This is a genomic window from Erythrobacter sp. W36, assembly GCF_057364935.1.
This window is the reverse complement of record NZ_CP200281.1, coordinates 3059127-3071853: the sequence shown is the minus strand read 5'-3', so window position 1 is coordinate 3071853 and position 12727 is coordinate 3059127. Positions and strand designations below refer to the sequence as shown.

At 60.1% G+C, this 12727-nt stretch carries 13 protein-coding genes and 2 pseudogenes; 7 read left to right on the top strand and 8 right to left on the bottom strand.

Annotated features, from left to right (window positions below; all coding sequences use genetic code 11):
• The first annotated feature begins 105 nt into the window (after positions 1–105).
• Together AC0V6U_RS15140 and AC0V6U_RS15135 are read left to right on the top strand one after the other, a co-directional pair.
• Positions 106–1539 carry a carbohydrate porin gene (locus AC0V6U_RS15140; RefSeq protein WP_486169515.1) on the top strand — a complete coding sequence of 478 codons (1434 nt, stop codon included), beginning with the start codon at positions 106–108 and terminating at the stop codon, positions 1537–1539.
• Between the two features lie 16 nt (positions 1540–1555).
• The gene (locus AC0V6U_RS15135) at positions 1556–2359 is read left to right on the top strand and encodes a hypothetical protein (protein WP_472643956.1); all 804 of its coding nucleotides are present in this window, start codon (positions 1556–1558) and stop codon (positions 2357–2359) included.
• Here the strand turns inward: AC0V6U_RS15135 and AC0V6U_RS15130 are convergent.
• The 3 genes from AC0V6U_RS15130 to ung all read right to left on the bottom strand — a co-directional run bounded on the left by AC0V6U_RS15130 (position 2356) and on the right by ung (position 3579).
• Positions 2356–2499, bottom strand: coding sequence for a TraR/DksA family transcriptional regulator (locus AC0V6U_RS15130; RefSeq protein WP_472643955.1), 144 nt, complete (start codon positions 2497–2499; stop codon positions 2356–2358). The two genes, AC0V6U_RS15135 and AC0V6U_RS15130, sit on opposite strands and share 4 nt — an antisense overlap.
• Positions 2459–2704 (bottom strand): hypothetical protein, encoded by a 246-nt coding sequence (locus tag AC0V6U_RS15125; RefSeq protein WP_472645807.1) that lies wholly within the window; start codon positions 2702–2704, stop codon positions 2459–2461. Before AC0V6U_RS15125 ends, AC0V6U_RS15130 begins: the two co-directional genes overlap by 41 nt.
• A 188-nt stretch (positions 2705–2892) precedes the next feature.
• Positions 2893–3579, bottom strand: coding sequence for a uracil-DNA glycosylase (gene ung / locus AC0V6U_RS15120; RefSeq protein ID WP_472643954.1), 687 nt, complete (start codon positions 3577–3579; stop codon positions 2893–2895).
• A gap of 82 nt (positions 3580–3661) precedes the next feature.
• Here ung and AC0V6U_RS15115 point away from each other — a divergent pair, with 82 nt between their 5' ends.
• From AC0V6U_RS15115 to AC0V6U_RS15105, 3 genes and pseudogenes are all read left to right on the top strand, one after another.
• Positions 3662–4279: a ribonuclease D gene (locus AC0V6U_RS15115; RefSeq protein WP_472643953.1), complete on the top strand. Its 618-nt coding sequence runs from the start codon at positions 3662–3664 to the stop codon at positions 4277–4279.
• Between the two features lie 24 nt (positions 4280–4303).
• A complete protein-coding gene (gene lptC, locus AC0V6U_RS15110; RefSeq protein WP_472643952.1) occupies positions 4304–4969 on the top strand; it encodes an LPS export ABC transporter periplasmic protein LptC in 666 nt (221 codons plus the stop codon).
• A 76-nt stretch (positions 4970–5045) separates the two neighbouring features.
• Positions 5046–5532, top strand: a pseudogene (locus AC0V6U_RS15105) (LptA/OstA family protein).
• Between the two features lie 7 nt (positions 5533–5539).
• On the opposite strand, the pseudogene AC0V6U_RS15100 reads toward AC0V6U_RS15105, so the two are convergent.
• Positions 5540–5956, bottom strand: a pseudogene (locus AC0V6U_RS15100) (sugar transferase); the annotation flags it as partial.
• A 187-nt stretch (positions 5957–6143) separates the two neighbouring features.
• Here AC0V6U_RS15100 and AC0V6U_RS15095 point away from each other — a divergent pair.
• On the top strand, positions 6144–7061 hold the full coding sequence (locus AC0V6U_RS15095; protein WP_472643951.1) for a winged helix DNA-binding protein: 918 nt from the start codon (positions 6144–6146) through the stop codon (positions 7059–7061).
• 14 nt (positions 7062–7075) lie between these two features.
• Here AC0V6U_RS15095 and holA read toward each other — a convergent pair whose 3' ends face one another.
• Genes holA through AC0V6U_RS15075 form a run of 4 tightly spaced genes read right to left on the bottom strand, consistent with a single transcriptional unit; the run spans position 7076 to position 11657 of the window.
• Positions 7076–8116: a DNA polymerase III subunit delta gene (holA, locus tag AC0V6U_RS15090; RefSeq protein WP_472643950.1), complete on the bottom strand. Its 1041-nt coding sequence runs from the start codon at positions 8114–8116 to the stop codon at positions 7076–7078.
• Positions 8113–8646: an LPS assembly lipoprotein LptE gene (gene lptE / locus AC0V6U_RS15085; protein ID WP_472643949.1), complete on the bottom strand. Its 534-nt coding sequence runs from the start codon at positions 8644–8646 to the stop codon at positions 8113–8115. Before lptE ends, holA begins: the two co-directional genes overlap by 4 nt.
• On the bottom strand, positions 8646–11156 hold the full coding sequence (gene leuS / locus AC0V6U_RS15080) for a leucine--tRNA ligase (protein WP_472643948.1): 2511 nt from the start codon (positions 11154–11156) through the stop codon (positions 8646–8648). Before leuS ends, lptE begins: the two co-directional genes overlap by 1 nt.
• 24 nt (positions 11157–11180) lie before the next feature.
• A complete protein-coding gene (locus AC0V6U_RS15075; protein WP_472643947.1) occupies positions 11181–11657 on the bottom strand; it encodes a DUF3576 domain-containing protein in 477 nt (158 codons plus the stop codon).
• 361 nt (positions 11658–12018) lie between these two features.
• Here AC0V6U_RS15075 and AC0V6U_RS15070 point away from each other — a divergent pair, with 361 nt between their 5' ends.
• On the top strand, positions 12019–12723 hold the full coding sequence (locus AC0V6U_RS15070; RefSeq protein WP_472643946.1) for a hypothetical protein: 705 nt from the start codon (positions 12019–12021) through the stop codon (positions 12721–12723).
• Positions 12724–12727: the final 4 nt, after the last annotated feature.

Sequence of the window (12727 nt, the reverse complement as noted above, 5' to 3'; positions counted from 1 at the left end):
GGCAAGTCACAGGCACTATTGTTACGCAACTCCAAGTCGAAGCTAAGTGCTTGACCCGCCTGTTCTTGTCGGGCACCAAAGCATAATACGGCGGGAGAGAAGCGATTGGCGGCGCACCGGCGCGGCGAATTGCAAAACAACACTATGCGGGTCGCACCGAAAAGTTCGTACAAGCTTCAATTCGCGCGCCTCGCCGCTATTACTGCGGCAATGAGCGCAGCGCTGCTCGCCGCTGCGCAGCCAGTGGCCGCTGAAACGACGCTTCAGGATGAATTCGACGCGGTGTTTGCTGCCGCAGTGGCCGGAGCACCAGCGACTCATTCGGCGCAGGACAATGCAAGCGTCGATGTCGGGACCGCGCCCACTGCGGCATCGCAAAATACAGCAGCACCCGCGCCTCTCCCTGTCCTCGTTCCGGTCGCCGCACCGCAAGCTCCGCCGCCTTCCAAGCCGGTTGAGGCCAAGCTTTCGATCTCGCAATTCGTCGATGTTCCGGTTGCTGGCGATGCGCCCGGCACCTTTCGTTACAGCGGCCGGGCTGATGCCTATATCGACGTTCAGGGCAGCACGCTCGGCCTCGATGACAGCTGGACATTCACGCTGCGGCCCGAGTTCACCTGGGGCAAGGATTCCAATGGCGTCATCGGCCTGATCCCCAGCAACACCGCCCTGTTCCGGGGCGAGGGTGCGGGTGATTTTGACCTCTCGGCCAGCGTCTCCAAGCGCTGGAAATCGGGCACCAAGCTGACCGTGGGCAAGGTCAATGTGCTGGATCTCGGCGGCAAGCTGCCTGTGGTTGGCAGCAATGGGCATTACGGCTTTCAAAACCTCAGCGTCGCTCTGCCGCCATCGGCGATTATCGCCAACACGCTCACCGGCGCGCTGCTGGAGGTGCCGACCGACAATGCGCTTTACCGCCTGTGGGTCTATGATCCGGACTCGCAGTTTGAGCGCACCGGATTTGAGACCGCCTTTGGCAGCGGCGTCGGCTTTCTCGGCTCTGTCACGGTGCCGGTGAAGATTGGCGGCAAACCGGGCTATTACGCGCTCAAACTGTCCGGCTCGACCCGCAATGATATCAATGCAGATTCTCTGCCAGCCGCACTGATCCCGGCGCCGGGATCCAGCTTTGGCAATTCGCGCGGCGAGTTTGCCGCCGTGTTCGCGGGCTATCAATTCCTGGGTGTCTATCCAGAGGCACCGGGCAAAGGCTGGGGCATTTTCGGCCAGGTCTACGGCTCGCTCGGCGATCCGACCTTCCTTGATTACAGCGGTTTTATCGGTGTCTCCGGCAATCCGCGCGGCCGCCCGCAAGACCGATTTGGCGCGGCGGTGTTTCAATATTCCCTGACCGACGAGCTGGTGAGCGTGCTCGCTACCCGGCTGGGCCTAGAAGACGAGCGCGGCGTCGAGCTGTTCTACACTGTGGGCGTCGCTGATAAATTCGAAGTCACCGCCAACGCTCAGCTTATAGACAGCGCGGTCGCAGCGCGCGATACAGGCGTGCTGTTGGGGATGAGGCTGAATGCGACCTTCTAAATTGCGGCGCGCGAAAATGCGTGAGTTTTTCGTGCTCGGTGCACTGGCACTTGGCATTTCGGGATGTACAAACAGCGGCTCCGTGGCAGGCGAGGCACCAGTACAGCCAAGCTCCATATCCGCGGCGCAGGAAACTTCGCCCGCCACTCCGCCAGCCGCAAAACCGGCCAAGCCCGATCCCAATTCCAAGTTTATTGGGCGATACAATGGCGGCTCTTTCGAGACCGCGATGGGCATGGAACTCGCCGCGGATGGGACGTTCGGATGGGGCCTGTCTGTCGGCGGGCTCGACATGCGGGCGCGCGGCACGTGGGATCAGGAGGGCGAATTTGTCATCCTCACTTCCACCCCCAAGCCTGTGCCGCCTGAATTCAGCTTTCTGGATCTGGGGCAAGCCGATGGGATGCGCTTAGTCCAAGTGTCGCGCCCCAATGGCAAGCCATTCACTTACGCTAGTGCCATAATAGAATGCGCCGATGGGACAGTCGAACGTCAGCAGGTTATCGGCGACACATCCTATTATGAAGGCCAAGAAGAACAGCCGCCATGCAGTGATCCGATCGCCATCACCATGGAGCAGAGCAATTACAACATCACCTCGCCGAGATTTGAGCTGGCTGAGCTTGGGTGGGAGCAGGGCAAATCTCTTCGCTTTGAATTCAACCCAAACGACCTGGGCGTGGCCGATTTTACAGGCATGATCGGCGTTTTGGAGGGCAATGTCCTTAAACTCGTGCCGGGCCGAAATTCAGACCCGCGCTTGGGCCAATTGGAGCTGCGCAAAATTGCGCCGCGACCGGATACGGAGCAGGCAGACTAAACCCGGCCACCCGCACATTTCACACAGGTCGGAACGCTGGGGTCGTGGCGCAGGCGCGCTTCGGCGATGTCTTCGCCGCAGGTGGCGCAATATCCCCATTCATCCTCGTTCAAGCGCTGAAGCGCGGAGGCGATGCGCATGCGTTCGCCCGCGCGGCGGCGTTCCTGCGCTTGCGCCCCCAAGAAGCACTGGTGCCTGCTGCTGCATCGCATCCATTCGGCTGAGCCAGCCGACGCTGTCTTGCTGCAAGGTGACAGGCGCACGGCTTTCGCTGCTGATGCGGTCTTCCTCAGCGAGCTCTTCCTGCCGTTTGAGCAGGGCGGTGCGGGCCTCATCCTCAGTCATGATCGGACTTTCCTACAGCACGCGGTTTGAGGCAAGTTTGGGGCATGATTTACTCTGCTGCGCCGCGCCGCAATTCCAACATTTCAAAAGTCACACTTTGCCGCGCGCGGATCGCGATAAGGCGCTCTAATTACGCGTGTTTTCCCCAAAAGTCACAGATTCGAAAATCGCGTCTGTGTTCCAAGCCGCTACAGCGCCCAATCAATCGGTGTGAGGCCGTGGCTCTCAAGGAAGGCGTTGATTTGGCTGAAAGGTTTGGAGCCAAAGAAGCCGCGATAGGCCGACAAGGGGCTGGGGTGCGGGCTCGTGAGCACCAGATGATGCGCGCCGCTGCCAAGGGCCTTCACCCGGCCCGCCTTCTTCGCCGCATGGCTGCCCCACAGCACGAAGACGCAGGGGCTTCCACGCTCCGCCACCGCCGCGACGCAGGCATCGGTGATCGCATCCCAGCCGCGCCCCGCATGGCTGCCCGCTTGCGCAGCCTCAACCGTCAGCGTGTTGTTGAGCAGCAGCACGCCCTGCTTCGCCCATGGGGTGAGATTGCCGGTGGCGGGCGGCGGAATGCCCAGATCGCTCTCCAGCTCCTTGAAGATGTTGGCAAGCGAGGGCGGCGGCTTCACCCCTTCTTGGACGGAGAACGACAGGCCATGCGCCTGACCCGGTCCGTGATAGGGATCCTGACCCAGTACGACGACGCGCACATCCTCCAGCGGCGTCATGGCGAGCGCGGCAAGGCGCTCCCCGCGCGGCGGATAGATCACCTTGCCCGCATCCTCCTGCGCGCGCAGCCATCCGCCAAGCTTACGCGCCTCGGCGCTGGCCAGCACCGGCTCCAGCGCGGCGCGCCAGCTTTCAGGGATGGGATCACTGCTCATCTGTCAAAAGCTACACTGCCAGCGCAGTCCAGCGCCATGTCCCCTTCCCCTCTTTCCCCAATGCTTCTAGGAGACTGAGCCTATGACAGTCCATTTCCATGAAGAAGACCTGCCCGCAGGCGTGCTCGCCGATGGCCCCGTGGCCGTTGATACTGAAACCATGGGCCTGATCACCCACCGTGATCGGCTGTGCGTGGTGCAGATCAGCGACGGCAAGGGGGATGAGCATCTGGTGCGCTTTGACCCGGATAGCGACTATGCTGCGCCCAATCTGAAGGCGGTGCTAGCGGACCCTGCGCGGATAAAGCTCTATCACTATGCGCGCTTCGATCTGGCCGCGATCCATTACTACCTGGGTGTGATGGCCGCGCCGGTGTTCTGCACCAAGATCGCGAGCAAGCTGGTGCGGACCTACACCGACCGGCACGGTTTGAAGAACCTGGCGCATGAGCTGCTCGGTGCGGAGATCTCCAAACAGCAGCAATCGAGCGATTGGGGCGGGCCGGAGCTGAGCGAGGCTCAGCGCGAATATGCCGCTTCTGACGTGCGCTATCTCCACGCCATGCGCGAGGAGCTGATCAAGCGGCTCGAGCGCGAAGGGCGGACCGAGATCGCGCAGGCCTGTTTCGACTTCCTGCCGACGCGCGCGCTGCTCGACATGGCCGGTTGGTCAGAGCACGACATCTTCAGCCACATGTAAGGCGGAGCCGGGCAAAGCACTCTTATGGTCATCAAACGGCGCATCGAAACAAGCAAGGCAAAGGCGCTTCGCGGCAAGCGCCAGGACTTTGCTGCGCCCGGAGGATCGCATGACAGACTGGTCGGCTTCTTGGCCCGCGCCCTGCCGATGGGCGTTGGCATCATGGCAGCATTGATGATCATCACTCCGCTCAGCCCACGCGGAGAAATCTCGTTCCTGCTCGACCGCAACAAAGTGGCAATGATCAACGAACGGCTTAGCGTCGATAACGCCATGTACCGCGGGCGCGATGAGCGCGGGCGGCCATTCTCGATCCAAGCGGGCGAGGCGGTGCAGCGATCCAGCGCGGAAGGCATCGTGCGGATGGACGATCTGATCGCTCAGCTGCTGCTGCCAGAGGGGCCTGCGCGGATCAGCGCACCCGGCGGAGCCTATGACATCGATGAAGAGGTCGTCGATGTCGACGGCGCAGTGCGCCTGCGCGCCGCCGATGGCTACACCATGACCGCGCGCGGGGTCTCCGTTGACCTTGAAGAACGCGCCATGCGCGGCGATGACGGGGTCGAGGGCGCTGTGCCTGCTGGCACGTTCAGCGCCAATACGCTGAGAGCGGACCTGTCGGCGCGCACCATCACGCTGGAAGGCAATGCCAAACTGTCCATGATACCGGGCGAATTGAGGATACCATGACGCACATCGCACCCCTTCACTGATCCGCACTGCGGCCCGCTGGGCGCTTGGCGGATTGGTCGGCACCGCAGCCTTTATGGGCGCGATCCAGGTTGGCGCTCAGGGCATTGCCGCGCATAACAGCCGCGCCCCGGTCGACTTCGACGCAGGCCGAATTGAGCTTCAGGACCGGGAGAACCGCGTCGCGCTGTCAGGCAATGTGATCGTGCGTCAGGCGGGCCTCACCGTGCAATCCAATCGCATGCTGGTGAATTACAGCGACAGCGGATCGCTCGACATTCAGCGCATCACCGCAACCGGCGGCGTTACCGTGTCGCGCGGGAATGAGCGCGCGAGCGGCGATGTTGCGATCTATGACTTTGGCCGCATGGGTCATCACCATGTCGGGCAATGTTCGGCTCGCGCGCGGCGGCGATCGTCTGAACGGCGGTCGCTTGGTGATTGACCTTAGAACCGGGCTATCCAGCGTTGATGGCCGGGCCTCAGGCGGTCCAGCTGGCACAACCCAAGGCTCAGACGGACGGGTCACTGGCAGCTTCTCCGTCCCACAAGACGGCGAATAAGCGGCGCTCAAAAGGCGCGGTCGTGGCGCAGCACGGACAAGGTACGCAAAGTGATCTCCACATCGCGGCGCAAGGTCCAGCCTGCGATATACTCAAGGTCGGATTGAAGTCGATCGGTGAGGTCCGATTCCTGCTCTGTCGCGCCCCGATGCCCGCGCACTTGAGCCAGCCCAGTCAGCCCGGGTTTGAGCGAATGGCGCCGCCAATATTGGCCATCGACCTCCCAAAACAGCTTGTCGCCCGCCTGGCTGCCAAGCGCGTGCGGGCGCGGCCCCACAATCGACATCTCACCGCGCAGAACGTTCCAAAGCTGCGGCAGCTCATCAATGCTGCTTGAGCGAATGAACCGGCCAATGCGGGTGACACGGTCATCATCGCGCGCGGTTGACCGAAATTTATCTTCAACACTCATTCTCATCGTTTTCAGCAAAGTTGATACTTTTTAGCGACTTATCGAATGCAGTGGTTCGCGAAATCATGAAAACACCAAATTGGAGCTAAATTTTAGCTGCCAAATATTTACAAGGCTAAGCAAAAACGCCTAGTTAAAAGAATAACAAAAAATCGTGAGGATGATGCATATTTAGCAATATAGTGTTTAGGGGGCACGAATGATGGCAGCGAAGGCTAATAAAGTTACAAGATCAGACGTTTTGACCGTTGATCAGCAAGAAGTCATGGAACTTGTGGCGCTCAACGTCCCTCTTGGTCAAATCTCGAAGTTGACCGGCAAGAAACCCGACACAGTTCAAAAACTATTCCGATCAGCTTCGGCGGTACTGAATGCAAATGACGATGCCGTATCGGATTACCTCGCTTTCATTGACCAATGGGACAAGGATAATGGCACTCATCTGCTTGAGCCAACCCCTGCTCCGAAAGGAGCTTTCGATCTCTTAGACAAGCAAGCCGAGAGATATTGGGAAAATCACGCTCGCGGAGAAAAGTTAAACGAATCGGATCACCAGGCGTCGAGGCTAGTTGACGAGCACAATGTAGGAAACCCTTCGCATGCTTCCACTAGCTATACAGCGGACAAAATCCGTGTGCTTGGGACTCACCTACTTCGATTAGCGAATGCTATCGAGAACGCATGGTCAACCGACCAATTAGAGACAGCATTAGAGCTACCAGAACGCATTGAAGCTATTGACCACCAAGTCGCTAGATTAGTCGTGGTGGCGGAGATCATTCTTGAGCAAATCCAATTCCGCCGCAAGCTTCTGAACTCTGACTTCTTGGGTGATCCATGTTGGTACATTCTGATTGATTTGTTCATACTCAAAGCGCGTGCGAAGAAGGCGACATGTAAGGAGCTAACTTTCATAACTGGTCGACCTGCAACTTCGACACTACGCTACATAAAGATAGTCGAAGACAATGGCCTCACTGAAAGCAGCAAAGACCCAAATGACCAGCGGCTTACACTGCACGAACTCACGCCGAAGGGTGTGGCAACCGTTGGTAAAGTACTCGAAAAAATCTACATCGACTATCGACAGTTTGAACTAAAGAATAGGGTCGCCTAAACAAGAAGGCGGAGCTAACGCTTGGCAGCAAATCTTGCGATTTCAGCCAGTCCTTGGGCCAGCAGCATCTCCGCCGCTTGGCTGTTCGACAGCAGCGATCTGTGCATCTCGATCAGGCGCGGGATCAGCCGGTCGAGCTTGCGCGCATGCCATTTTGTGAGTTGCTGGCGAATGTCGCGCTCCTCGCGCCAGAATATGCCGAGCTGCGCCTTTTCGCCCTTGCCCAGATTGTCGAGCGAGCCGCGCGGGCCTAGCTTCGCGGTGATCTGAGCCAATTGCGCCGCACGCCGCTCAATCGCCAGCAGCAAACCCACCGGGTTTAGGCCCAGCTCTCGCATCCGGCGGATTTCGCGGTCGATCCGCGGCAGCTCGCCGCCCATCACCGCATTGACCAGCGGTTGGAAACCGTCCTCCTCAGTCGCTGCGCCAATCTCGCCGTAATCCTCGATCAAGGCGGTCTTGGGCTCCAGCGGATCAGCGCCGCAATAAAGCGCCAGCTTGGTCACTTCTGATTGCGCCAGCCGCACATCGAGGCCCGCGGCGCGCGCAATCCGCTCGGCCAAATCGCCGCCCAGTCGTAGACCTGCTGCATCAGCCATCGCCCGCACAGAGACCGCGACGGAGGACAGGTCCGGCGGCCAGAACATCGCGACCATGCCGTCCTTGCGTTTCTCAATCAGCTTGGCCGTGCGCGCTTTGTCAGTCGCGGAAGTGGCGACGATCAGCACCGGAGCCGCCTCGCCTGCGCCCGCGTCGGTCGTCTCAATCAGAGCTTTGACCGCGTCATGGGCTTCATCACCATTGGCGCGGACAAACAAATGGCGCTTATCGCCGAACAAGGAGCCAGATCGGGCCTCGTCCCCCAGCATCGCCGGGTCTCGTTTGAGGTCGCCGCCCGATATTTCGATCCGCTCGCCCGCATCGGGCAGGCCTTCGATGATTTTGGTGGCTGCGGCAGAGGCCCCTGCTTCGTCGGGTCCGCAGAAAAAGAAGATGGAGCAATTGGCCGCGCCGCTGGGGAGGCCGCGTGCAAAGTCGCGCTGGGTCGCCTTCATTGGCCCGCTGGCGCGCTGTCCGCCGCGCTGGCTTGCGTGCGCAGGGTGAGGGCGATCTGGGTCACCATCCGATCCGCCACCTCTTTGGAGAGGTTTTCAAGCGCGGTCTGCTCCGCCGCAATGGTCGCATATTCGGAGCTGACCACATCGATACCAGCGTCGGCCCCGGCGGTCGCATCAAGCAAGATTTCGCCGCTGGCGATGTCGATCAATTGATAGCGCGCGCGCAGGATCCGGCGCTCGCGGCTGATGGTGTCATCATTTAGTACGCCCAGAGCTTCCAGCGCATCATCGAGCCTCACATCGAGCCGGTAGCGCGGGGCGACAGCGCCTGAGACTTGCAAGCGATCTTCCAACGCTCCACGCAGCAGCCAGCCACCGCGCCCGGGAATGGTCGGAATCTGGACGGCGGCCAATCCATTGGTCACCCCGGCATTAGTGCCATCGGCCGAGTAGAGCGGTTGCAGCCCGCAGGACGCCAGAGCCGGTGACAGCGCGAAACACGCGAGCAAGGCAAGCGCGCGGCGCATCACGTAACGATGTTCACCAGTCTATCAGGCACCACGATCACCTTGCGTATCTCTGCTCCATCGAGTGAACGCTGGACCTTCTCGCTCGCGAGCGCAAGCGCTTCGAGGTCTTCTTTCGCAGCCCCTTTGGGCGCGGTCAGGGTATCGCGTAGCTTGCCCTTGTGCTGGACCGCGATGGTCACTTCATCTTCGACCAGCATCGCTGGATCGTGTGCTGGCCAAGCAGCATCGGCGATCAGCCCGCTTTCATTCTGCCTCGACCAGATCTCTTCCGCCAAATGCGGCATCATCGGGCTGACGAGATGCAAGATGGTGCGGATCGCGAAATTGCGGCTTTCGCTGGGCGCTGCTTTTTCCGCCGCTCCGGTAAGCTCGTAAATACGCGCCACCGCTTTGTTAAAGCTCAGCGCCTCAATGTCTTCAGCGACTGCAACAATGGCCTGATGGGCCTTGCGAGCGAGCGCTTTGTCTTCGCCTGAAGCGGCCGGATCGAGGCTTTCGAACAAGCGCCAAAGCCGCTGAACGAACCGACCGCAGCCTTCAATACCGGCCTCTGACCACGGCAAATCGCGCTCTGGCGGGCTGTCTGACAGCATGAACCAGCGCACTGCGTCCGCGCCATATTCATCGATGATCCCATCCGGGTCGACGACGTTCTTCTTCGACTTGGACATCTTGATGACGCGGCCAGCGGTAACGGGCGCGCCATCTTCGATCCGGGTCCAGTCAGCCCCATCCTTGCGTACTTCATCAGGCGACAGCCAGCTGCCATCGCCGAGACTATACGTCTCATGCGTTACCATGCCCTGAGTGAAGAGCGCAGCGAAGGGCTCCGCCACATCGATCTTGCCGATATGCTTCAGAGCGCGGGTCCAGAAGCGGGCATAGAGCAAGTGCAGGATCGCGTGCTCAATCCCGCCAATGTAATGCTCCACCGGCATCCATTTGGCGACTTCGTCCGCGTCGAAGGGCGCATCCACAGGCTGGCTGGCAAAGCGCAGGAAATACCACGAGGAATTGGTGAAGGTGTCGAGCGTATCGGTCTCACGCCGCGCATCGCCGCCGCATTTAGGGCAGGCCGTTTTGCTCCAGGTCGGATGGCGCTCCAGCGGGTTGCCCGGTGTTTCAAAATCGACATCCTCAGGCAGCGTGACCGGCAGCTGATCTTTCGGCACGGGGACAACACCGCAAGTCTCGCAGTGGATGAAGGGGATCGGCGTGCCCCAATAACGTTGGCGAGAGACGCCCCAATCGCGCAGCCGCCAGACAGTGGTGCCTTCGCCCCAACCGTCCGCTTCAGCGCGGGAATTCACCTCGGCCTTCGCATCTTCGACGCTCATGCCATTGAGAAAATCGGAGTTGACGATCACGCCGTCGCCGGTGGCCGCTTCGCCCTCCAATGGGGCATCCGCTTCGCTCACATCGCTGGCGACGACGCGCGCGATTGGCAGTTTGTATTTGGTTGCAAATTCAAAGTCGCGTTGGTCATGGCCGGGCACGCCCATCACCGCGCCTGTGCCGTAATCCATCAGCACGAAGTTGGCGATGAACACCGGCAATGGCTCGCCCGTAAATGGGTGCTTTGCCGTGACGCCGGTATCAAAGCCGAGCTTCTCAGCGGTCTCGAGCTCCGCCGCGGTCGTCCCGCCGCGCTTGCATTCCTCAATGAAGCTCGCCGCCGCCGGATCGCTCGCGCCAACCTGCTGCGCCAGCGGATGGTCGGCTGCGACCGCACAGAAACTCGCGCCGAAAATCGTGTCCGGACGGGTCGAATAGACCGGCAGCTTATCGCCGTTTGAAAGCTCAAACGAAAACTCAAGACCGGTGGATTTGCCGATCCAGTTTTCCTGCATCAGCCGGACCTTCTCTGGCCAATCTTTGAGCTCACCCAGCCCACCGAGCAGTTCGCCAGCAAAATCAGTGATCTTCAAAAACCACTGATCGAGCTTGCGCTTTTCAACCTCGGCGCCGCTGCGCCAGCCCTTGCCATCGATCACCTGCTCATTGGCGAGCACGGTCATGTCGACCGGATCCCAGTTCACCTCGCTGCTGCGGCGGTAAACCAGCCCGGCCTCATACATATCTATGAACAGCGATTGTTCGTGGCCGTAATATTCTGGATCACAGGTCGCTAACTCTCGCGTCCAATCGAGCGCAAAGCCAATGCGCTGCAATTGCGCCTTCATCGCCTCGATATTGGCGCGCGTCCAGGAACCGGGATGGACCTTCTTTTCCATCGCCGCGTTTTCAGCCGGCATGCCGAATGCATCCCACCCCATCGGGTGAAGCACTTCGTGTCCGCGCATTTTCTTATAGCGCGCCAGCACATCGCCCATCGTGTAATTGCGCACATGCCCCATGTGGATGCGGCCCGAGGGATAGGGGAACATCTCAAGGATGAAGCTCTTGGGCTTGGACGAAGAGCTGTCAGCGGTAAAAGTGCCCGCCTCGCTCCACGCACGTTGCCAGCGCCCGTCGGCACTGGACGGATCAAAACGCGTATCAGTCATGAAACCCCGCTAGGGAAATTTGGCTTAGCTGGCTACAGCTTTGCGGCGCAGATCGCGCGCTTTCGTCAGGATAATGTCTTCCAGCTTCTGAACGGTCGCGGCCTGCACCGGCGCATCGACCCATCCGCCGCCCTGAGCGACCTGGCGGCTGGCAGCAACGCGAAGCGCGTCGGCCCGCAAGTCCTGATCGAGAATGGTCACGGTTACTTTCACGCGCTCATTCGGATTGCTCGGGTTCGCATACCAATCGGTGACGATAACGCCGCCCGCGCTGTCCGCTTGAAGCAGCGGCGCGAAGCTGACGGTTTCGAGCGATGCGCGCCACAGGTAGGAATTGACGCCAATCGTATTGACCTGCGAAGCGGCCATATCCGCTTTGGGCCGATCGCTGCCGCCACATGCAGCAAGCGAAGCTGCTCCCAATCCAGCAAGCAGAACGCGGAACGAACGAGAAAGCGTAGTTTGAGCGCGGGTCACAGCGGTAAATTCCTTTTGCATCATCAAATGTCTCTATAGCCTCGCGTGCCAGCGCGGCAAGCGGTCACGCGGCCAGACGGGGCCAATTATCCGCGTATTCTAGCGCTGCAGGCGCCTTTATGGCGGCTGAACTGCGGCATCGGACGGAAAAACATTCTGCAAATCCAATTGTGTGCACAATGCAACAGATTCGCCGGAGTCTTGCCAAAAACGCTAGGGTTCGGCGGGATTCAGCCTCCGGAGGATTGCCTAGTGAGGACTCATGGTTCTACTATTCCTACTGCTGCATAAAAGCGGCGAGTCGTTTTGGGGCAAACTCAGCCAATGTTCAGGCAGGGGATGCTTTGATCAGGACGATAATGATCGAAGGATTTGAGTGAACGCCATGACAGGCAAGGCTAACCAGATTGGAAGTAAGGCGCAGCGCAAGCTGCCGCTGATGCTTGCCGCTGGCGCGCTGGCGCTTGGTGTTCCTTCGACGGGTCTCGCTTTGGTAAGCCTCACAGAGAGCGTGCCTGGACTAGAAGGCTCAGCGCTCGATATTTTCACGCCTGCCTCGGTTGATCCAGAACTTGCCGCGATGTTCGCAAGCAAGGCTGGCGGCGATGGCATGCGCTTCACCCCAGCGGGCGCCGCGAGCGCTGGCAATGGTGACCGCACGGTGACAGTCGCTGTTCGAGTGGACAGCGATATCGCTGAAGCAATCTCCGTGCGCTCTGCAATTGACGCAGCGCCCGGCGTTAGCGGCGGCATCGCAGCCGTTCAGCCAACCCGCTACAATCTCGGCATTGCACGCGGGTATGATAGTTTCGCACGCCCAGTTGCTCTGCCTGATACGGTTCGCAATCTGTCGATGCCTGATCTTGCGACGTTTGAGCCTGCTGGCCCAACCGCCAAGGACAAGCCAAGCCGTCTTCAGCCGCGTATTGAGCTTGAAAGCGACAGTGTCGCTGGCAGCTCGCCCAACACTCTGGGTGCACTTGAGCGGCAGACCCTTGATGTGGGCGGCGCTTACCGGATTTCGCGCAACCTCAACGTGACCGCTGCAGCGTACGCCTGTCGCAAGAGCGCGATCGTTTGGATCCGCTGACCAA